This is a genomic window from Streptomyces sp. P9(2023), from assembly GCF_032436795.1.
Classification (GTDB): domain Bacteria; phylum Actinomycetota; class Actinomycetes; order Streptomycetales; family Streptomycetaceae; genus Streptomyces.
In genome coordinates this window covers 48315-68754 of sequence record NZ_JAUPWM010000007.1, presented here as the reverse complement: position 1 = coordinate 68754, position 20440 = coordinate 48315, and the positions used below count along the sequence as shown (strand labels likewise).

The following is a 20440-nucleotide window of genomic DNA, read 5'->3' as shown; positions in this document are numbered from 1 at the left end:
CTACAGGCCCATCGACTTCGCGATGATCGACTTCATGATCTCGCTGGTGCCGCCGTAGATGCGGTTGACGCGGTTGTCCGCGTACAGGCGGGCGATCGGGTACTCGTTCATGTAGCCGTAGCCGCCGTGCAGCTGGAGGCAGCGGTCGATGACGCGGTGCGCGACCTCGGTGCAGAAGAGCTTGGCGCTCGCGGCCTCGGCCGGGGTCAGCTCGCCGGCGTCCAGGGCCTCCAGGGCGCGGTCGGCGACGGCCTCGGCCGCGTCCACCTCGGCCTGGCAGGCGGCCAGTTCGAACTTGGTGTTCTGGAAGGAGGCGACCGGCTTGCCGAAGACCGTGCGGTCCGTGACGTACTGCTGGGCGAACCGGACGGCGGCCTTGGCCTGCGCGTAGGCGCCGAAGGCGATGCCCCAGCGCTCGGACGCCAGGTTGTGGCCGAGGTAGGAGAAGCCCTTGCCCTCCTCGCCGAGGAGGTCCTCGACGGGCACCTTGACGTCGACGAACGCCAGCTCGGCGGTGTCGGAGGTGCGCAGGCCGAGCTTGTCCAGCTTGCGGCCGATGGAGTAGCCCTCGGACTTGGTGTCCACGGCGAAGAGGGAGATGCCGAAGCGGCGGTCCTCGGCCGTCGGGGCGGACGTACGGGCGCAGACGATCACGCGGTCGGCGTGGACGCCACCGGTGATGAAGGTCTTGGCGCCGTTGAGGACGTAGTGCGTGCCGTCCTCGGAGAGCTTGGCCGTGGTCTTCATGCCCGCGACGTCGGAGCCGGTGCCCGGCTCGGTCATCGCAAGCGCCCACATCTCCTCGCCGGTGACGAACTTCGGCAGGTAGCGCTTCTTCTGCTCGTCGGTGGAGAGCATCTTGATGTAGGGGAGCGCCAGCAGCACGTGCACGCCGGAGCCGCCGAACTGCACGCCCGCGCGCGAGGTCTCCTCGTAGAGGACGGCCTCGAACTTGTGGGTGTCCAGGCCCGCGCCGCCGAACTCCTCGGGGACGTTGATGCCGAAGATGCCCAGCTCGCCGAGCTTGTCGTAGAACTCGCGCGGCGCCTGGCCCGCGGCGAACCACTCGTCGTAGACGGGGACGACCTCGGCCTCGATGAAGGCGCGGATGGTCTCCCGGAACGCCTCGTGGTCCTCGTTGAATACGGTACGGCGCACGAGCCGCCTCCTTCGGAGTCCTGGACATAAGTCTAAGCGCTTGCTCAGTCAAGTTACCCACCGGTTCTTGTCGCTGTCCAGGGCTGAGCGGCCAGGGTTGCCCACATCACTTTCGGCCGTCGGACCGGTCGCCGCCGGACAGGTCAGGGAGAAGGGATCCAGCGGCGGCCGAGGGTGTCGTACTCGAACACGGGTCCCTCGATCGCGCTCGTACGGAACGGGCGGCCGCCGTCGTCGATCCGGACCGTGCCCGAGCGGCCCGCGCCGCTCCACTCCAGCTCCAGATACCAACGGCAGTCGCAGCCCGCCGTACGGGCGTTGACGAGCAGCTCCTCCGGGGCGGTGGAGGTGATGGCGTACGGGAGGGAGACGGCGGGGATCGGTGCGCCCTCCTCGCCCACGAGGGCGTCGAAGCCGGCCACGGACCGGGCGACGGGGCGGGGCTTGTCCAGGTTCACGTCGAAGTGGCGGGGGCTGACGGCGCCGCCGCAGCCGTTGTCCATCCGGTACGCGTTCCAGGCGGGCGGCTCCGCACGGCCGGTGACCCGTACGTGCAGCGCCTGGAGCACGACCGCCTCCGTCGCGGACCTGCCCTGGAGGGAGACGCGCACGAGGGTGTCCCCGCCGTGCACGGCCCCCTGCGCGCCCGCCCACGGCGCCGCGTCCTGGGCCGCCGGGGGCGGGGGGACACGGTCGGGGCCCCGGTCGACGAGGTAGGTGTGGCCGCAGCCCTGCTTCCAGACCTGGGACGCGACGGTCCAGGTAAAGGGGGGAGCGGGGGTGGTGGTGGGCTTCGCGGCCAGGGTTACGGGAGCGGTGGGGGTGTTGGGGACGGCGGAGGTGTGGGGAACGGTGGGGGTCGTGGGCGTTGACGGGCCGAGGGTGAGGAGGGCCAGTGCGGCAGCCGCGACGGCGACGGCGGCGGGGCCCGCTCGGCGCAGCCGCGGGCGGCGGGCGGGAGTCTCGGCCGGCGGGGCGGGCTCCGGTTCCGGCCCCGGTGCCGGTTCCGGCCCCGGTTCCGTTTTCGGCTCCGGTGCGGGCGGAGGCGTGGGTGTCGGCGGGCGCCGGATCCGGTCCGCGCCGGTCCACAGCCGGTGGAGCGCGCGCCGCTCCTCCTCGGTCGCCCCGCAGAGCCGCGCCAACCGGTCGATCACGGTGAACCGTTCCGGCACGGTCTCACCGGAGCAGTACCGGAAGAGCGTGGAGGTGCTCACGTTGAGCCGTCGCGCGAGAGCGCCGTAGCTGCGCCCCGAGCGCTCCTTCAGCGTGCGCACCTGCCGGGCGAACTCCTCGACCGCCGGGTCCTTCGTACGTCCCATCCGCGTTCCACCCCCTTGTACGTACTCCCACGTCAGCGGGGGTGGAACGGTTCCGGCACGGCCGGGCCGCGCGCCACCGTTGCGTCCGCCGTTCCTCCGCCCGGATGCTGACGGTGTCTTCACGACCCGCACGTCACAGGGGGATGCCCGCCATGGTCACGTTCCGCTCCGCTCTCGCCGTCTCCGGTGCCGCTCTCGGCCTGGTGGCGCTGGCCGCCGTACCGTCCGCCACCGCCGCGCCCTCGGCGCCGGCGCCCTACGCCTCGTCGGCGGCGGCCGACGCCGCCGCCGCGCTTCGGCCGGCCTTCCTGTCGGCCGGTCAGATGCCGCCGTCCAGCACGCCGTGGACGGCCGACCCGGTCGCCAAGGGGTTGCCGGAGACCGGTGTGTTCTGTGCCCCGGGCGTGCTCCCCGAGCACGGCACCCGCCACCGCGTGTTCCGTACCGAGCTGGACACCGGCGGCGTCCAGGTCACCACGGTCGCGGCGACCGAGGCCAAGGCGGCCGCGCTCGTCGACGCGCTGCGGCAGGGGTTCCTCGGCTGCGGGGAGCGCATCGAGCGCGAGAACCCCGGGGTGGAGGCGGGCAGCCTGTACCACGGGAAGGTCGAGGTGGAGGAGGGCGCGTACGTCTACAGCCTGGACACCCGGCACCTCGAGATCGGCTCCACGGACATCTTCCTGTTCTCCGTGGGCCGGGACGGACGGACCGTCACCTACGTGCAGTGGGGGCAGCTGGGCGACCTGGAGGACGCCCCGCTGACCGACTTCAGGACCACCACGCGCACCGCGGTGAACAAGCTCCTGCCCTGACCCGGAGGGCTCGGACGGTCACACCCGGCCGAGGGCGAACCACAGCTCCATCCGTACGTCGGCGTCGTCCAGGTCCATGTCGAGGAGCGTGGCGCAGCGGCCGATCCGCTGGCGGACGGTGTTGCGGTGGATGTCGAGGGCGACGGCCGTGCGGTCCCAACTGCCGTGCAGCGAGAGCCAGGTGCGCAGCGTCTCGGTCAGCGGTTCGTTGAGGGGGGCGAGCAGGGTCCGGGCGTACGCGGTGGCCTCCGCCGCGTCCAGGAGCGCGCCGAACCCGGCGGGCCGGTGGCGTACGAGGTCCGTGCGGCTCGCCTCGGCCCTGCGGAGCGCCCGCGCGGCCTGGGCGTCGGCGACGGCGAGGTCGCGGGCCTCGACGGGGGAGCTGACGCCGAGGGTCCAGCCGGGCTGGGCGGTCACGGGTGAGGAGGCGGGCAGCAGGAGCCGGACGGCCACGGGGGTGCCGTCCGGCCGGGTCCTGCCCGCCTCCCCGTCGGTGCCCGAGCCCGAGCCCGAGCCCGAGCCCGAGCCCGAGCCCGCGCCCCCGCCCCCGCCCCCGACCCCGCCCGCGTCCAGCAGGGGAGTCCCCAGCGCCGCCGCCAGGCTCGGGGCCGCGAACGGGGTGCCGTCGCCGCCACGGGCGTGGACGACCGTCCAGGGGCCCGCGCCGAGGGCCCGGGAAGCCTCCTTCGCCCCGGCGCCGAGGAGGAGCCGGACCAGGGCCGTGTCCCGGGCCGAGACGTCCGCGCCCCGGTGCGGGGCGGTCAGCAGCGAGAGCAGGACGACCGCGACGCCCGCGATCGTGTGGTCCCCCGGCTCCCGGCTCTCCGTCGCGACCCCGAGGGTCAGCCCCTCCCCGCCGCCCAGCGCGTACGCGGCCAGCCGCAGCCCGGCGCCCTCGCCGCTCGCGGAGGCCGGGCCGCCGGGCCGGGGGCCGACCACCCCCGCCAGTTCCCTGAGCGCCGTGGCCACCGCGTCCGGCAGCTCCCGGCCCGCCGCCGCGTACGGCGTGCCGTCCGTCGCGTAGAGCACGGCGTGCCCGCCGAGCCGGGACGCGAGCGCGCCGAGGACCGCCGGGACCGGCGCCGGCCGGGCGGCGGCCGTCGCCAGCGACTGCTGGGCCTCGGTCACCCGCCGCAGCTCCCGGTGGCGGGCCTCCGCCATCAGCCGCCAGACCGCCCGGGCCACCGCCGTGAACGGTGTGTGTGGCGGTACCTCGACCAGCGGCAGCCCGTGCCGCTCGCACGCGGCGACGAGCGCCGCGGGCACCGTGTCGTACACCGGTGCGACGCCGAACCCGAGCGCCGCCGCACCCGCCGCCACCACCCGCTCGACGTAGTGCGCCGGGTGGGTGAGCTGTACGCCCGCCGTCATCAGCAGCTCGCCGCCGAGCAGATACGGGTACGGGTCGGCCATCTCGGAGGTGTGCACCCAGTGGATGGCGGCGTCGGCCGGGCCCGCCAGGAGCCGCAGCCCGAGGTCCTGGCGGCTGAGCAGTGCGGCCAGCGAGACGGGAGGGGCCGGTGGTGTCGACGTGGGTTCCTGGGCGGGCATCGCTGTGGACCTTTCGTACATCGCACCGGGTGAACTGTGGATGAAACTTACGCTTCAGGGACGCTTTCCGGCCACCTAACCTCGTGCCATCCAGCGGCCGCGGGTACGGGCGGATGTCCTCGCGAACAGTCACTGGAGTCACTCCACCGCACGACACGCCACCGAACGAACGAGGGAGGGCCCCATGGCCGTCGACTACACAGTGATCGTCCTGTATTTGGCCGGCATGCTCGCGATGGGCTGGTGGGGCATGCGCCGCGCCAAGTCCAAGAGCGAGTTCCTGGTGGCGGGCCGCCGGCTCGGCCCCTGGATGTACTCCGGGACCATGGCCGCCATCGTCCTCGGCGGCGCTTCGACGATCGGTGGTGTGGGCCTCGGCTACAAGTACGGCCTCTCGGGTGCCTGGATGGTCTTCGCCATCGGCCTCGGCCTGCTGGCCCTCTCCGTCTTCTTCTCCGCGCGGATCGCGCGCCTGAAGGTCTACACGGTCTCCGAGATGCTCGACCTCCGCTACGGCGGCAAGGCCGGCGTCATCTCGGGCGTGGTCATGTGGGCGTACACGCTGATGCTCGCGGTCACCTCGACCATCGCGTACGCCACGATCTTCGACGTCCTCTTCGACCTGCCGCGCACGGTCGCGATCGTCCTCGGCGGCGCCATCGTCGTGGCGTACTCGACGCTCGGCGGCATGTGGTCCATCACCCTCACCGACATGGTGCAGTTCGTGGTGAAGACCATCGGCGTGCTGATCCTGCTGCTCCCGATCGCCGTGATCAAGGCGGGCGGCTTCGCCGAGATGAAGGCCCAGCTGCCCACCGAGTACTTCGCGCCGCTCGGCATCGGCGGCGAGACGATCTTCACGTACGTGCTGATCTACACCTTCGGCATGCTCATCGGTCAGGACATCTGGCAGCGCGTCTTCACCGCCCGGACCGACAAGGTCGCCCAGTGGGGCGGCACGGTCGCCGGTACGTACTGTCTCGTCTACGCCCTGGCCGGCGCCGTCATCGGCACGGCGGCGAAGGTGCTCTACCCGAAGCTGCCCAGCGCCGACGACGCCTTCGCGACCATCGTCAAGGACGAGCTGCCGATGGGTGTGCGGGGTCTGGTCCTCGCCGCCGCGCTCGCCGCCGTCATGTCCACCTCCTCGGGCGCGCTGATCGCCTGCGCCACCGTCGCCAACAACGACATCTGGGCGAAGCTGCGCGGGGTGACGTCCAAGAGCGGCGGCGAGGAGCACGACGAGGTGAAGGGGAACCGTCTCTTCATCCTCCTCATGGGCATCGCCACCATCCTCATCGCCATCGCCCTGAACGACGTCGTGCAGGCGCTGACCGTCGCGTACAACCTGCTGGTCGGCGGGCTGCTCGTGCCGATCCTCGGCGGTCTGCTGTGGCGCCGGGGCACGGTGCAGGGCGCCCTGGCCGCGGTCACGGTCGGCGGCCTCTCCGTCATTGGCCTGATGTGGGCTTACGGAATCCTGGCAAATGAGCCTGTTTACTATGGTTTGTTGGCATCGCTCGCCGCATATGTGATCGTTTCCCTGGCGACCCGCCCGACGGACGCCGCCGTGCTCGCGAACTGGCGAGCCCGGCTGGCGGGCCAGGACACCCCCGAAGCCGACGTGACGCCGGAGACCGTGCCGGCCGCCGCGACCGGCTGACGGCACCGCAGACTCCCGGTCGGGGCCCGAGAAGACCCTCGGGCCCCGACCGGACACAACCGACCCACCCCAGGAGGACCCGACCATGAGCAGCAGCGACCAGAACGCCTTCCGCGGCCCGACCGACTCGTCCCGCATCCCGCGGTACGCCGGTCCCGCGACGTTCGCCCGGCTGCCGCGACTCGACGAGGTCGGCACCACCGACGTCGCCGTGGTCGGCATCCCCTTCGACAGCGGTGTCTCCTACCGCCCCGGCGCCCGCTTCGGCGGCAACGCCATCCGCGAGGCCTCCCGCCTGCTGCGCCCGTACAACCCGGCGCAGGACGCCTCGCCGTTCGCCCTGGCCCAGGTCGCCGACGCCGGTGACATCGCGGCCAACCCGTTCAACATCAACGAGGCCGTCGAGACGATCGAGGCCGCGGCCGACGACCTGCTCGCGACCGGCGCCCGCATGATGACCCTCGGCGGTGACCACACCGTCGCGCTGCCGCTGCTGCGCTCGGTCGCCAAGAAGCACGGCCCGGTCGCGCTGCTCCACTTCGACGCGCACCTCGACACCTGGGACACGTACTTCGGCGCCGAGTACACCCACGGCACGCCGTTCCGCCGCGCCGTCGAGGAGGGCATCCTCGACACCTCCGCCCTCTCGCACGTCGGCACGCGCGGCCCGCTGTACGGCAAGCAGGACCTGACCGACGACGAGAAGATGGGCTTCGGCATCGTCACCTCGGCGGACATCTACCGCCGCGGCGCCGACGAGGTCGCCGACCAGCTGCGCCAGCGCATCGGCGACCGCCCGCTGTACATCTCCATCGACATCGACTGCCTCGACCCGGCCCACGCCCCCGGCACCGGCACCCCGGAGGCGGGCGGCATGACCTCCCGCGAGCTCCTGGAGATCCTGCGCGGCCTGTCCTCCTGCAACCTGGTCTCGGCGGACGTGGTCGAGGTCGCCCCGGCCTACGACCACGCGGAGATCACGGCGGTGGCGGCCTCCCACACGGCGTACGAACTGACCACGATCATGAGCCGCCAGATCGCGGCGAGCCGCGCGAAGTAACCCCCCTTGGTGGTTCGTGGGCATGCGTTCCTCCCCCAGACTCCGTCCGGGGGTACCCCCAGGCGGAACGGGTGGGCACGAACCACCCACCGGGCCGCACCCGACCACCGAGCCACGCCCAGAGGGACCTCATGACCCACGACCACGACCTCGTACTCCGGCCCACCGCCGCGCAGACGGAGGCCGCCCTGAACCCGCCCGCCGGGCGGAACGGCGGTGACCTCGTCGTAGAGACCCTCGCCGGTCTCGGCGCGACCACCGTCTTCGGGCTCCCCGGCCAGCACGCGCTCGGCATGTTCGACGCGCTGCGCCGCTCCTCCCTCTCGTACGTCGGACTGCGCGTCGAGAACAACGCGGGCTTCGCGGCCGACGCGTACGGCCGGATGACCGGCGAGGCGGCCCCCCTGCTGCTCTCCACCGGCCCCGGCGCGCTCATGTCGCTCGCCGCGCTCCAGGAGGCGGCGGCCGCCTCCGCGCCCGTCCTCGCGATCGGCAGCCAGGTCCCGGTGGCCGGGCTCGGCGGCGGGCGGCACGGGTACCTGCACGAGCTGCGCGACCAGCAGGCGTCGTTCCGGGACATCGTGAAGTCCGTGCACACGGTCCGTACGCAGTCCCAGATCCCGTCCGCCATCGCGGCGGCCTGGGAGTCGGCGCTGACCGCCCCGCACGGGCCGGTCTGGGTGGAGATCCCGCAGGACGTGCTGCTCGCGGAGACGACCCTGCCGGTCGTCACGGCGATGGACGCGACGCCCGAGGAGGTCGTCCCGCGCCCCGAGCTGACGGCCGTGGCGGCCCACCTCCTGGCGAACGCCGAGCGTCCGGCGATCATCGCCGGTGGCGGAGTCGTACGTTCCGACGCCACCGGCAAGCTGCGCGCGCTCGCCGAGCGGATCGACGCGCCCGTGGTCACCACCTTCGGCGGCAAGGGCGCCTTCCCGTGGGAGCACCCGCTGTCGCTCCAGTCCTGGCTGGAGGACCGGCACACCACGGACTTCCTGGAGGACGCGGACGTCCTGCTGGTCGTCGGCTCCGGGCTCGGCGAGCTGTCCTCGAACTACCACACGTTCGCGCCGCGCGGCCGGGTGATCCAGATCGAGGCGGACGCGGGCAAGCTGGAGTCCAACCACCCGGCGCTCGGCATCCACGCGGACGCCCGCCTCGCGCTCCAGGCGCTCCTGGAGACGGTTCCGGAGCGCCGCGACGAGAGCGCACCGGACCGCGTCAAGGCCGTCCTGACGAAGGTCAGGGACCGGATCGCGGCCCAGGACCTCGGCCTGGAGCAGCGGATCGTGGCGTCGGTGCGGGAGGCGCTGCCGGACGACTCGCCGAGCTTCTGGGACATGACGATCCTGGCGTACTGGGCCTGGTCGGCGTTCGACGCCCGCCACCCGAACACCATGCACTCGGCCCAGGGCGCCGGCGGCCTCGGCTACGGCTTCCCCGCCGCCCTCGGCGCGGCCGCGGCCGACCCGAGCCGGCCGGTGCTCGCGGTGTCGGGCGACGGTGGCGCGATGTACTCGATCGCGGAGCTGGCGACGGCCAAGCAGTACGGCTCGAACGTCACGTGGCTGATCGTCGACGACGGCGGCTACGGCATCCTGCGCGAGTACATGACGGACGCCTTCGGCGAGGCGACGGCGACGGAGCTGGCCCGCCCGGACTTCGTGGCCCTGGCCGAGTCCTTCGGCGTCCCGGCCCTCACCACGACCCCGGAGTCCCTGACGGCCGACCTCGCGAAGTCGCTGGCGACCCCGGGCCCGTCGGTCGTGGTCCTCCCGGCCCTGCTCCGCATGTTCGAGCCGACGCACCTCTGAGCGGGGCACCCGGCGGGCCACCGGCCCACCGGGCCTCCTCAGGCGGCGCCGGTCACCACGCCTCGATGACCGGCGCGTCGGGTTCGTGCTGCCGCCAGGCCTCGTCGAGGCGCCCGAGCCGGTCCGCGGCGGCGATGCCGCACAGGGACGCGACCTTGCCGTCGCTGACTTCGAACGCCACGGCGCCCGCGACCCGGCCGTCGACCACGGCGAGGACGGCCGGGGAGCCGTTGACCAGCGCGATATGCATCGCGGGCGAGCCGCCGGCAAGCCGCCGCTTCGCCTCCGTGGGCTTGAAGCCGGCCCGTACGAGGGAGGCGACCCGTTCGCGCGTCGTGTACCGCAGCAGCCGCTTGGCCAGTCCGGCGCCGTCCGAGACCATCGTCACGTCCTCGGTGAGCAGCGCCACCAGCCGGTCGGTGCGCCCGGACGTGGCGGCGGCGAGGAACTCCTCGACGACCCGGCGCGCGGACACGGGGTCGGCCTCGGCGCCGCGGCGGCGCTCGGCGGCGACCCGGGTCCTGGCCCGGTGGGCGTGCTGCTGGCTGGCGGACTCGGTGATGTCGAGGATCCCGGCGATCTCGGCGTGGCTGTACGAGAAGGCCTCACGCAGCACGTAGACGGCCCGCTCGACCGGCGCGAGGCGCTCCATGAGGGTCAGTACGGCCAGGGACACCGATTCGCGCTGCTCGAAGGTGTCGGCAGGGCCGAGCATCGGGTCGCCCTGGAGGAGCGGTTCGGGCAGCCAGGCACCGGCCGTCCGCTCGTGGCGGGCCTGCGCCGAGCGCAGCCGGTCGAGGCAGAGGTTGGTGGCGACCTTGGTCAGCCAGGCCTCCGGCACCTCGACGTGCTCGCGGTCCGCGGCCTGCCAGCGCAGGAACGTGTCCTGCACGGCGTCCTCGGCGTCGGCGGCCGAGCCGAGCAGACGGTACGCCAGCGAGGCCAGCCGGCCCCGGCTGGCCTCGAAGCGGTCGACGGCTACGGTGTCCATGGGGCACAGCCTAGGCGGCGGCCCTCACGCTCACACCGGCCTGGTCGGGCGCGGTGGCCATGCGGCGCTTGCGCTTCGGCATGCCGAAGGTCGGGTGGTCGATGCCCCACGCGGCCCCCTTGAGCACGCCGGACTTGAGCCGCGCGGCGGTCCGGCCGCCCAGGAACCAGGGCTTCGACCGGGCGTCCCCGTCCACCACCTGGAAGATCGCGTCCCGCCGCCCGAGACTGATGTGGTTGCCGTGGTACTTCAGCGCGGTGGCCGGGACCTCGTCGCCGGTCAGGCGGGCGATGATCGCGGCGGTCGCCTGCATGTTGGTGAGGCCCGCAGAGGCGCAGGACATCGGCAGCGGCCGGCCGTTCCCGCCGATCGCGTACGCGCTGTCACCGGCGGCGTAGACGTCCGGGTGGGAGACCGAGCGCATGGTGGAGTCGACGACGATCTGGCCGGTCCCGGCGACCTCCAGGCCGCTGGCGGCCGCGATGGGGTGCACGGCGAACCCGGCCGTCCAGACGGTGACGTCGGCCGGGATGGCCGTACCGTCGGCGGCGATCGCCCGGGCCGGCTCGACGGCTTCGATGCCGGTGTGCTCGTGGACGGTGATGCCGAGCCGGTCGAAGGCCTGGCGCAGGTGGCGGCGGGCCTTGGGGGAGAGCCAGGCCCCCAGCTCGCCGCGGGCGGCGAGCGCGACCGAGAGGTCGGGCCGGGACTCGGCGAACTCGGTGGCGGTCTCGATGCCGGTCAGCCCCTCACCGACGACAAGGACGGTGCCGCCCGCGCCCAGGCCGGCCAGGCGCTCGCGCAGCCGCAGCGCCGAGGACCGGCCGGTCACGTCGAAGGCGTGCTCGGCCACGCCGGGGACGCCGTGGTGGGCGACGGAGCTGCCGAGCGCGTAGAGAAGCGTGTCGTACGCGATCTCGCCGTCGCCCCCCGCACCCTCCGTGCCGTCCTCGCCGGTCACGGCGACCGTCCTGCGCTCGGGGTCGACGCCGGTGACGCGCGCCAGGCGCAGCCGTACCCCGGTGCCCGCGAACACGTCGGCGAGCTTGCGGGGGGCGAGGTCCTGGCCGCTCGCGAGCTGGTGGAGCCGCATCCGCTCGACGAACTCGGGCACGGCGTTGACGACGGTGATCTCGGTGTCGGCGGGGGAGAGCCGGCGGCCCAGGTTGCCGGCGGCGAAGGCCCCTGCGTATCCGGCGCCGAGAACGACGATGCGGTGCTTCATGGCGTTGCCCCTGTCTCGTTGGAGTGCCCCTTGAACGGGACGGCGCCCCGATTGCTGACAGGAGTCGAATGTGAGGTGGGTCACATGGTTCGCCGAGGGCGTGAGTCGAACGTGTGTTCAAGGTGGGTCCTAGGACCAGCGACCGGTCCTGCCGGGCACTTTGTTGCGGCGGGATGAAATCGCACGCCACCCGCGTTGGAGCCTTCCGGTAGAGCAGGACGAACGGGAGGCATCACGTGGCCGCGGCGGGGCGAACAGAGCAGGGGTGGGCGCGCAGGCTCGCCGGGTATGCCTGGCGGTACAAGGCCAACGTCGTGCTCGCGCTCGGGTCCTCCCTGGCCGGCATGGCCGTCCTCGCCCTCGTACCGCTCATCACCAAGGTGATCATCGACGACGTCATCGGCGCGAAGATCCGGTCCCTCACCGTGTGGACCGGCCTCCTCATAGCCGCGGCCCTCGTCGTCTACGTCCTCACGTACATCCGCCGCTACTACGGCGGCCGGCTGGCCCTCGACGTGCAGCACGACCTCCGTACCGAGATGTACGGCACCATCACCCGGCTCGACGGGCGACGGCAGGACGAGCTGTCCACCGGGCAGGTCGTCGGGCGCGCCACCAGCGACCTCCAGCTCATCCAGGGCCTGCTCTTCATGCTCCCGATGACGATCGGGAACATCCTGCTCTTCCTGATCTCGCTGGCCGTCATGGCCTGGCTCTCCCTCCCCCTCACCCTCGTCGCCCTCGCCGTCGCCCCCGCCCTCTGGTACATCGCCAAGCGCAGCCGCACCCGGCTCCACCCCGCCACCTGGTACGCCCAGGCGCAGGCCGCCACCGTCGCCGGGGTCGTCGACGGCTCCGTGACCGGCGTCCGGGTCGTCAAGGGCTTCGGGCAGGAGGACCAGGAGACCGGGAAGATCCGCGAGGCCAGCCGCAAGCTCTTCGCGGGCCGCCTGCGCACCATCCGGCTGAACTCCAGGTACACCCCCGCCCTCCAGTCCGTCCCGGCCCTCGGCCAGGTCGCCGTCCTCGCCCTCGGCGGCTGGCTCGCCACCCAGGGCCAGATCACCCTGGGCACCTTCGTCGCTTTCTCCGCCTACCTCGCCTCCCTCGTCGGCCCGGTCCGGATGCTCGCCATGGTCCTCACCGTCGGCCAGCAGGCCCGCGCCGGCGTCGACCGCGTCCTGGAGCTCATCGACACCGAGCCGGTCATCGAGGACGGCACGAAGGAGCTGCCCGCGGACGCCGAGGCGACCGTCGAGTTCGACGACGTGAGCTTCGCGTACGAGGACGGGCGGCCCGTCCTCGACGGCTTCTCCCTGGAGATCGGCGCCGGCGAGACCGTCGCCGTCGTCGGCGCCTCCGGCTCCGGCAAGTCCACCGTCTCGCTGCTCCTCCCGCGCTTCTACGACGTCACCCACGGCGCCGTCCTCGTCGGCGGCCACGACGTCCGCGAGCTGACCCAGGACTCCCTGCGCGCCGCCATCGGCCTGGTCCCCGAGGACAGCTTCCTGTTCTCCGACACCGTCCGCGCCAACATCGCGTACGGCCACCCGGAGGCAACCCAGGAGCAGATCGAGACGGCCGCGCGCGCCGCCCAGGCGGACCGTTTCATCGCCGAGCTGCCCGAGGGCTACGACACCAAGGTCGGCGAGCACGGCCTCACCCTCTCCGGAGGCCAGCGCCAGCGCATCGCGCTCGCCCGCGCCATCCTCACCGACCCCCGGCTGCTCCTCCTCGACGACGCCACCTCCGCCGTCGACGCGCGCGTGGAGCACGAGATCCACGAGGCCCTCGCCTCCGTGATGGCCGGCCGCACCACGCTCCTCATCGCCCACCGCCGCTCCACCCTCGGCCTCGCCGACCGGATCGCCGTCCTCGACGACGGCCGGCTCTCCGACATCGGCACCCACGAGGAGCTGGAGGCGCGCTCCGCCCTCTACCGGCGGCTCCTCACCGACCCGGACGAGCTCGGCGGCGTCTCGCCCGGCCACGCCCTCCCCGTCGAGCTGCCCGAGGACCGCACCCTGCGCGCCGAGCTCGACGCGGAGTTCGACGCCGAGCGCGGCATCACCCCCACGCTCTGGGTACGGGAGGAGGACCCCGCCGAGGAGTCCCAGGCCCCCGGGGCCACCCCCGAACTCCTCGCCGCCGTCGAGGCGCTGCCGCCCGCCACCGACACTCCCGACATCGACGAGGCGCGTGCCGTCACCCCGGAGGAGTCGTACGGACTGCGCCGCCTGCTGCGCGGCTTCCGCACCCCGCTCCTCATCAGCCTCGGCCTCGTCGCCGTCGACGCCGGCATGGGGCTGCTGCTGCCGGTCCTGATCCGGCACGGCATCGACGACGGCGTGAACAAGCTCGCCATGGGCGCCGTCTGGGTCGCCTCCGCGCTCGCCCTGCTGACGGTCGTCGTGCAGTGGTTCGCCCAGACCGCCGAGATCAAGATGACCGGCCGCACCGGCGAACGCGTCCTCTACGCCCTGCGCCTGAAGATATTCGCCCAGCTCCAGCGGCTCGGCCTGGACTACTACGAGCGCGAGCTGACCGGCCGGATCATGACCCGGATGACGACGGACGTGGACGCGCTGTCCACGTTCCTCCAGACCGGGCTCGTCACCGCGTTCGTCTCGGTCACGACCTTCTTCGGGATCATGGGCGCGCTGCTCGTGCTCGACCTCCAGCTCGCCCTGGTGGTCTTCGCGACGCTCCCGGTGCTCGCGATCGCCACGTACTTCTTCCGCCGCTCCAGCGTGAAGGCGTACGAGCTGGCGCGTGAGCGGATCGGCGTCGTCAACGCCGACCTGCAGGAGTCGGTCTCCGGTCTCCGCATCGTCCAGGCCTTCCGCCGCGAGCGTTCCGGCGTCGCTCAGTTCACGGCCCGCAGCGACGAGTACCGCGAGGCCCGCGTCCGCGGTCAGTGGCTGATATCGATCTACTTCCCCTTCGTCACGCTGCTGTCCTCCGTGGCCGCCGCCGCCGTCATGATCGTCGGCGCGAACCGGATCGAGGCGGGCAGCCTGACGACCGGCGCGCTGGTCGCGTACCTCCTCTACATCGACCTCTTCTTCGCGCCGGTCCAGCAGCTCTCCCAGGTCTTCGACGGCTACCAGCAGGCGACCGTCTCCCTGAAGCGCATGCAGGAACTGCTCCAGGAGCCGACGTCGACGGCCGCCGCCGAGAAGCCGCTGGACGTGCTGTCGCTGCGCGGCGAGATCGCCTTCGAGGACGTGTCCTTCGCGTACGGCTCCGACGAGGCGGCGCTCACCGGCATCGACCTGCGGATCCCGGCAGGGCAGACCGTCGCCTTCGTCGGCGAGACCGGCGCCGGAAAGTCCACCCTGGTCAAGCTCGTCGCGCGGTTCTACGACCCCACCTCCGGCCGGGTCACCGCCGACGGCACCGACCTCAGGGAGCTGGACCTCACCTCGTACCGCCACCGGCTCGGTGTCGTCCCGCAGGAGGCGTACCTCTTCGCCGGGACGGTCCGCGACGCCATCGCGTACGGCCGCCCCGAGGCGACCGACGCCGAGGTCGAGGCGGCGGCCCGCGCGGTCGGCGCGCACGACATGATCGCGACGCTGGACGGCGGCTACCTCCACGAGGTCGCCGAACGCGGCCGCAACCTCTCCGCCGGCCAGCGCCAGCTGATCGCCCTCGCCCGCGCCGAACTCGTCGATCCGGACGTCCTGCTGCTCGACGAGGCCACCGCCGCGCTCGACCTGGCCACCGAGGCCCAGGTCAACCAGGCCACCGACCGCCTCGCCGGCCGCCGGACGACCCTGGTCGTCGCCCACCGCCTCACCACGGCCGCCCGCGCGGACCGCGTGATCCTGATGGCGAACGGCCGTGTCGCCGAGGACGGCACCCACGACGAACTCCTCGCGAGGGGCGGCCGCTACGCACAACTGTGGCGCGCCTTCATCGGCGAGGAGGAGCCGGTGACAGCGGCCTGAGCCCAAGCCGCCTGGTTGTGGGCAATCGTTCCGCCGGGGCGGAACGGGTGGGCACAACGGAACGGCGCCCTTGCCGGGCCCAGGCTCCCGGTGCCCTGGCGGTGCCCTGGCGGTGCCCACGGGTGCGGCGCCGTCGTGGGTTGTGCCCACCCGTTCCGCCCTGCGGAACGATTGCCCACAACCCCGGGGGCGGGGGGCGAGTGGGCACCGCCCTGCGGAGGAAGGCAACCGCTCGGGGCTCCGCTGCGTCGTACGCATGTACGGCACGGCGTCGGGAGGGGATCCAGGTGTTCGGAGGCATTGGTGTGACGGCGCGCGGCAGACGGCTGCTCGGGGCGCTCCTCGCGGTTCTGCTCGCCGTCGGCACCCTCACCTTCGCCGGGCCCGGAGTCCGGGGTGCCGACGCCGCCTCGGCCTGCGTCGGACGGGCCGCCAAGACGGTCACCTTCGCCACCGGCGAGCTGCGGCTCTACCGGAGCCGGCAGTACGTCTGCGCCGTCACCGTCGCCAAGAACCCCGGCGCCCGCCGCGCGATGTCCGTCTCCCTGCAGCCCCGGGGCGGACGTCCCGCCGTCGACAGCGGCCGCTTCACCCGCCAGGCCGGACCCGTCACCGTCCACGCCCTCAACCGCTGCGTCCGGGCGTCCGGTTCGGTCGCCGGACGCAGCGTGTCGACGGGCTGGGTGCTCTGCTGACCCGTAGGTAGACCCGTAGGTGGACCCGTAGGCGGGGGAGAGGGGACCCCCGCCAGTCCCTACAGGTCCCCTACGGGGTGATGCTGAACAGCATCCGCTGCCCGGGATGTTCGGTGACCGTCCACAGCTGGTTCGTCGATCCGGGCCAGACCGAGTAGTCCTCGACCCCGATCGCCGACGTCCGGCGCGGGGACGTCTCGACGAGCCGTCCGGTGCTCGTGTCCGGCTCGGCGACGAGCACCCGGCCGGTCGTGAACGCGTCTGTGACGTCGGTGTGTTCGGAGGGCAGGTTGCCCTCCGACGGTCGGTTGCACTAGCGTCTTTTGCGTGAAGATTGTCGCGCAGGTGAAGTTGTTGCCGGCGTCCGCGTATGACTCGGACGCTCTGGCGGCGACCCTGCGTGCCTGCAACCGTGCCGCGAACCATGCTTCCGAGGTGGCGTTCGCCAAAGACCTCAAGCGGCGGAACGTGTTGCAGGACGCCGTGTACCACCGGGTCAAGGCCGACTTCGATCTGGGTGCACAGGCGGCGGTGCGGGTGGTGAAGAAGGTGTGTGACGCCTACGCCACGTTGAAGGGCAACATCAAGGCCGGCAACCTCGGCCCCGAGCGTTCGAAGCGCCGCACACGGGCGGAGTCGAAGCCGATCGTCTTCCGCGAGGACGCGGCGCAGCCGTTCGATGACCGCATCCTGACGTGGAACCTCGACCGGCGCACCGTCAGCATCTGGACCGTGGCGGGCCGGTTGAAGGGCATCCCGTTCGTCTGCTCCGAGCAGACGGTCAAGCTCCTGGCCTCCCGTAGGGGGGAGTCGGACCTGGTGATGCGCGATGGCATGTTCTTCCTCATCGCCACGATCGACGTCCCGGAACCCGAGGTGTACGAGCCGGACGGGTTCCTAGGCGTGGACCTGGGCATCGTCAACATCGCCACCACCAGTGACGGTCAGATCATGGCCGGGCGCACGCTCAACCGCTACCGCAAGCACCACCGTGACCTGCGGACCAAGCTCCAGAAAAAGCGCACCAAGTCCGCGAAGCGCGTTCTCAAGCGCGTCCGGCGCCGGGAGGCCCGGCACGCCGCCAACACCAATCACATCATCGCCAAACAGCTCGTGACCACCGCTGAACGCACCTCTCGCGGGATCGCCCTGGAAGACCTTTCGGGTATCCGGCAGAGGGTTACGGCCAAGAAAGACCAGCGGGCACGACTGCACTCCTGGGCCTTCGCCCAACTCGGCAGCTTCGTCGAGTACAAGGCACGCCGAGCGGGGGTGCCCGTGGTCCATGTGGACCCGCGCAACACCTCCCGCCAGTGCTCGGAGTGCTGGCACACCCACCGCACCAACCGGGTGGATCAAGCGCGGTTCGTATGCCGGTCCTGCGGGATCGTGCTGCACGCGGACCACAACGGCTCCCGCAACATCGCCCACCGGGGCGAGGCTGTGTGGCAGCGGGGCGCAGTCAACCGCCCCAGAACCAGCGCAAGCTAGTTCCGGACGCAGGGGACCACGCGACAGCCAGCCGCGCTCCACTTGCAAGCCTGGCCGTTCAGGGCCGGGTAGTTGACGCCTATGTTGGGCAGGTCGGCCTTCAGCTTGTCGACCCTGCCCTGGAGCTCGGCCTTGTTGGCGAGCGGGCGCAGCTCGAAGTTGCTCAGCTCGAGACTGGGATCGGCGGCGGCCTGCGCCGGTGCCGACGTCGCGAGCAGTGTCGCGGCGAGGGTCGCCATGAGCGCCACCATCGCCCTTGCTTTGTACCTCTTTGTCATGCAAATCCTCCCGTGGACTGCCATGCAATGCCCATGCATTGCCATGCACATGGCTTGCGGGAGTTTAGGTGATGGCTACAACTGCTTGCCGAATGTCCCCTCGTGGCCCGGTGGCGGCGACCTCCCGCCACCGCCGCGTACGACGGTGATGATCGCGGTAAGGGGCAACTGGGTCTGGCGGCACACACGTTGACCCCGCTAGGTTCGCGGACACCGTTGTGAACCAAGGGGAGGGTGAATGCGCAAGTCGCTGAGATGGCTGATGTCGCTCACGGTGCTCATAGGCACCGTCGGCGCGAGTGGCGCGGCTACCGCCGCCGAGCCGGCCACCGGCAGTCCGACCGCCGCCGCTGACAGCGCCGTCGGTACGGACATCAAGGACCGCATCCTGGCGATCCCCGGGATGAGCCTCATCGAGGAGAAGCCGTACGCCGGTTACCGCTACTTCGTCCTCGAGTACACCCAGCCGGTGGACCACCGCCGCCCCTGGAAGGGCACGTTCAAGCAGCGGCTCTCCCTGCTGCACAAGGACACGAACCGGCCGACCGTCTTCCATACCAGCGGTTACGGGCTGAGCACCACGCCCAGCCGCCGCGAGCCGACCCGGATCATCGACGGCAACCAGGTCTCCATGGAGTACCGGTTCTTCACGCCGTCCCGGCCGCAGCCCGCCGACTGGTCCAAGCTGGACATCTGGCAGGCCGCGAGCGACCAGCACCGCATCTTCACCGCGCTGAAGAAGGTCTACGGGCAGAAGTGGCTCTCCACCGGCGCCAGCAAGGGCGGTATGACGGCGACGTACTACGAGCGCTTCTACCCGCGTGACATGGACGGCGTCATCGCCTACGTGGCGCCGAACGACGTCGACAACAAGGAGGACTCGGCGTACGACCGGTTCTTCGAGAACGTCGGCACCAAGGAGTGCCGCGACCGGCTCAACGCGATGCAGCGCGAGGCGCTCGTCCGCCGCGAGCCGCTGCAGAAGAAGTTCAAGGAGCGGGCCGACGCCGACGGCGCCACCTTCAACACGGTCGGCTCCGTCGACAAGGCGTACGAGGCCGTCGTCCTCGACTTCGTCTGGGGCTTCTGGCAGTACTACGGCCAGGACGTCTGCGCCGACGTGCCGGACGCGGCCACCGCGAGCGACGACACCGTCTACGAGACGATCGACGCCTACTCCGGCTGGGCCAACTACACCGACCAGGGCCTGGAGCCGTACACCCCGTACTACTACCAGGCGGCCACCGAGCTCGGCGCGCCCGACATCGCGCTGCCGCACCTGGACGGCCTGTCCCGCTACGGCTACCAGCCGGCGCGGAACTTCGTGCCCAAGGACATCCCGATGAAGTTCAAGCCGGCGGCCATGCGGGACGTCGACACCTGGGTCCGCCACAACGCCAACCAGATGCTGTTCGTCTACGGCGGCAACGACCCGTGGGGAGCCGAGCCGTTCCGCCTCGGCAAGGGCGCCCGTGACAGCTACGTCTTCACGGCCCCGGGTGCCAACCACGGCGCCCAGGTCGCCGGTCTCGTCGAGGCCGAGCGCACCAAGGCCACGGCCCGCATCCTCGCCTGGGCCGGGGTCGACGCCCCGGCCGCCCAGGCCGGACAGCCGCTGGCCCGCTTCGACGCCCGCCTCGACAAGCCGGTGGACGACGAGCTGAGCAGGGAGCACGGCCTGCGCCCGTAGGCGTGTGAGGGCGTGCCCGGTGGCTTCGGATTCTCGGAGCCGCCGGGCACAGCCACACCGGCCCTCGCCTCACAGCCGCCGGGCACAGCCCACCGGCCGTTCCCCGCCCAGCGCCACGAACAGCGCCGTCGAGGGCGGGCAGCGGTCCCGGCTCGTGACCGCCGAGGTGACCCGGAACGCGGGCGGACGTTCCCCCGACCCGTCGCAGGCGGTCTCCTTCACCCGGCCTTCGCCCGCGCCCTTGCCCGCGTCCTGGCCTTCGCCCGCGCCCGCGCCCTCGCCCTCGCCGGAGGCCGAGACGCAGTCCCCGACGATCGTGTGCGGCCCGCCGCCCTGACCGGGATCGCCCGGATGCGGCGGTTCCAGATTGCGCATACAGGCGTACCCGCGCGGCACCGAGCCGTCGCCGTCCTCGTCCGCCGTGGGCACGCTCTCCGACACGTGCAGCACGAAGTCGGTGGTCGCCGGGCAGGTCGGACCGCCCGAGGTGAGCCCGTCGTACCGGGTGGTCACCCGCGCGACGGCCTTCTCGCCCGTGCAGGGGACCTCGCGGAACACCGCCCCGCGCGTCGAGCAGTCGCCGGGCCCCAGGAACACCGCCCCGTGGTCGTGGGGCGGGGAGGTGTACGTGACGGGGCGCGGGGGTCTGGCGTCGTCGGGGGTCTGCTGACAGCCGGTCACGGCAGCGAGGAGCAGCGCCGCCGTGAGAACCGTACGAGCACGCATGAAGGACCCCCCGT

General features: G+C 72.2%; 16 protein-coding genes. 8 read left to right on the top strand and 8 right to left on the bottom strand.

Features of this window, described 5'->3' with window-relative positions:
- Both Q5762_RS12590 and Q5762_RS12585 read right to left on the bottom strand, forming a co-directional pair.
- Positions 1 to 1158, bottom strand: a complete 1158-nt coding sequence (locus Q5762_RS12590; protein WP_315892126.1) for an acyl-CoA dehydrogenase family protein — start codon at positions 1156 to 1158, stop codon at positions 1 to 3.
- A 143-nt stretch (positions 1159 to 1301) separates the two neighbouring features.
- A complete protein-coding gene (locus Q5762_RS12585; protein WP_315892125.1) occupies positions 1302 to 2477 on the bottom strand; it encodes a helix-turn-helix transcriptional regulator in 1176 nt (391 codons plus the stop codon).
- A gap of 152 nt (positions 2478 to 2629) precedes the next feature.
- Between Q5762_RS12585 and Q5762_RS12580 the strand changes: the two genes are divergently transcribed.
- Positions 2630 to 3289: a hypothetical protein gene (locus Q5762_RS12580; protein WP_315892124.1), complete on the top strand. Its 660-nt coding sequence runs from the start codon at positions 2630 to 2632 to the stop codon at positions 3287 to 3289.
- Between the two features lie 18 nt (positions 3290 to 3307).
- Here Q5762_RS12580 and Q5762_RS12575 read toward each other — a convergent pair whose 3' ends face one another.
- Entirely contained in the window at positions 3308 to 4840 is a 1533-nt protein-coding gene (locus tag Q5762_RS12575; RefSeq protein WP_315892123.1) for a PucR family transcriptional regulator, read from the bottom strand.
- Positions 4841 to 5024: 184 nt separating this feature from the next.
- Here Q5762_RS12575 and Q5762_RS12570 point away from each other — a divergent pair, with 184 nt between their 5' ends.
- The 3 genes from Q5762_RS12570 (at position 5025) to Q5762_RS12560 (ending at position 9377) form a co-directional block, all read left to right on the top strand.
- A complete protein-coding gene (locus Q5762_RS12570) occupies positions 5025 to 6503 on the top strand; it encodes a sodium:solute symporter (protein ID WP_315892122.1) in 1479 nt (492 codons plus the stop codon).
- 85 nt (positions 6504 to 6588) lie between these two features.
- A complete protein-coding gene (speB, locus tag Q5762_RS12565) occupies positions 6589 to 7563 on the top strand; it encodes an agmatinase (RefSeq protein ID WP_315892121.1) in 975 nt (324 codons plus the stop codon).
- A gap of 131 nt (positions 7564 to 7694) precedes the next feature.
- Positions 7695 to 9377, top strand: a complete 1683-nt coding sequence (locus Q5762_RS12560) for a thiamine pyrophosphate-binding protein (protein ID WP_315892120.1) — start codon at positions 7695 to 7697, stop codon at positions 9375 to 9377.
- A 52-nt stretch (positions 9378 to 9429) separates the two neighbouring features.
- On the opposite strand, the gene Q5762_RS12555 is transcribed toward Q5762_RS12560, so the two are convergent.
- Together Q5762_RS12555 and Q5762_RS12550 are read right to left on the bottom strand one after the other, a co-directional pair.
- On the bottom strand, positions 9430 to 10368 hold the full coding sequence (locus Q5762_RS12555; protein WP_315892119.1) for a sigma-70 family RNA polymerase sigma factor: 939 nt from the start codon (positions 10366 to 10368) through the stop codon (positions 9430 to 9432).
- 10 nt (positions 10369 to 10378) lie between these two features.
- Positions 10379 to 11593: an FAD-dependent oxidoreductase gene (locus Q5762_RS12550; RefSeq protein WP_315892118.1), complete on the bottom strand. Its 1215-nt coding sequence runs from the start codon at positions 11591 to 11593 to the stop codon at positions 10379 to 10381.
- Between the two features lie 236 nt (positions 11594 to 11829).
- Between Q5762_RS12550 and Q5762_RS12545 the strand changes: the two genes are divergently transcribed.
- Positions 11830 to 15546 carry an ABC transporter ATP-binding protein gene (locus Q5762_RS12545; protein WP_315892117.1) on the top strand — a complete coding sequence of 1239 codons (3717 nt, stop codon included), beginning with the start codon at positions 11830 to 11832 and terminating at the stop codon, positions 15544 to 15546.
- Between the two features lie 287 nt (positions 15547 to 15833).
- Positions 15834 to 16241 carry a hypothetical protein gene (locus Q5762_RS12540; protein WP_399495004.1) on the top strand — a complete coding sequence of 136 codons (408 nt, stop codon included), beginning with the start codon at positions 15834 to 15836 and terminating at the stop codon, positions 16239 to 16241.
- Positions 16242 to 16311: 70 nt separating this feature from the next.
- Here Q5762_RS12540 and Q5762_RS12535 read toward each other — a convergent pair whose 3' ends face one another.
- The gene (locus Q5762_RS12535) at positions 16312 to 16482 is read right to left on the bottom strand and encodes a hypothetical protein (protein WP_315892116.1); all 171 of its coding nucleotides are present in this window, start codon (positions 16480 to 16482) and stop codon (positions 16312 to 16314) included.
- A gap of 86 nt (positions 16483 to 16568) precedes the next feature.
- On the opposite strand from Q5762_RS12535, the gene Q5762_RS12530 reads away from it, so the two are divergent.
- Positions 16569 to 17732, top strand: coding sequence for a transposase (locus Q5762_RS12530; RefSeq protein WP_315892115.1), 1164 nt, complete (start codon positions 16569 to 16571; stop codon positions 17730 to 17732).
- Here Q5762_RS12530 and Q5762_RS12525 read toward each other — a convergent pair.
- A complete protein-coding gene (locus Q5762_RS12525; protein WP_315892114.1) occupies positions 17729 to 18010 on the bottom strand; it encodes a hypothetical protein in 282 nt (93 codons plus the stop codon). The genes Q5762_RS12530 and Q5762_RS12525 overlap by 4 nt on opposite strands.
- A gap of 238 nt (positions 18011 to 18248) precedes the next feature.
- On the opposite strand from Q5762_RS12525, the gene Q5762_RS12520 reads away from it, so the two are divergent.
- On the top strand, positions 18249 to 19700 hold the full coding sequence (locus Q5762_RS12520) for an aminopeptidase (protein WP_315892113.1): 1452 nt from the start codon (positions 18249 to 18251) through the stop codon (positions 19698 to 19700).
- 69 nt (positions 19701 to 19769) lie between these two features.
- Here Q5762_RS12520 and Q5762_RS12515 read toward each other — a convergent pair whose 3' ends face one another.
- Entirely contained in the window at positions 19770 to 20426 is a 657-nt protein-coding gene (locus Q5762_RS12515) for a hypothetical protein (protein ID WP_315892112.1), read from the bottom strand.
- Positions 20427 to 20440: the final 14 nt, after the last annotated feature.

What these genes read in the sequence shown, in the direction of transcription:
- Q5762_RS12585 (WP_315892125.1), bottom strand. Translation starts at nt 2,477, where the DNA reads ATGGGACGTACGAAGGACCCGGCGGTCGAGGAGTTCGCCCGGCAGGTG.
- Q5762_RS12580 (WP_315892124.1), top strand. Translation starts at nt 2,630, where the DNA reads ATGGTCACGTTCCGCTCCGCTCTCGCCGTCTCCGGTGCCGCTCTCGGC.
- Q5762_RS12575 (WP_315892123.1), bottom strand. Translation starts at nt 4,840, where the DNA reads ATGCCCGCCCAGGAACCCACGTCGACACCACCGGCCCCTCCCGTCTCG.
- Q5762_RS12570 (WP_315892122.1), top strand. Translation starts at nt 5,025, where the DNA reads ATGGCCGTCGACTACACAGTGATCGTCCTGTATTTGGCCGGCATGCTC.
- speB (WP_315892121.1), top strand. Translation starts at nt 6,589, where the DNA reads ATGAGCAGCAGCGACCAGAACGCCTTCCGCGGCCCGACCGACTCGTCC.
- Q5762_RS12560 (WP_315892120.1), top strand. Translation starts at nt 7,695, where the DNA reads ATGACCCACGACCACGACCTCGTACTCCGGCCCACCGCCGCGCAGACG.
- Q5762_RS12555 (WP_315892119.1), bottom strand. Translation starts at nt 10,368, where the DNA reads ATGGACACCGTAGCCGTCGACCGCTTCGAGGCCAGCCGGGGCCGGCTG.
- Q5762_RS12550 (WP_315892118.1), bottom strand. Translation starts at nt 11,593, where the DNA reads ATGAAGCACCGCATCGTCGTTCTCGGCGCCGGATACGCAGGGGCCTTC.
- Q5762_RS12525 (WP_315892114.1), bottom strand. Translation starts at nt 18,010, where the DNA reads ATGACAAAGAGGTACAAAGCAAGGGCGATGGTGGCGCTCATGGCGACC.
- Q5762_RS12520 (WP_315892113.1), top strand. Translation starts at nt 18,249, where the DNA reads ATGCGCAAGTCGCTGAGATGGCTGATGTCGCTCACGGTGCTCATAGGC.
- Q5762_RS12515 (WP_315892112.1), bottom strand. Translation starts at nt 20,426, where the DNA reads ATGCGTGCTCGTACGGTTCTCACGGCGGCGCTGCTCCTCGCTGCCGTG.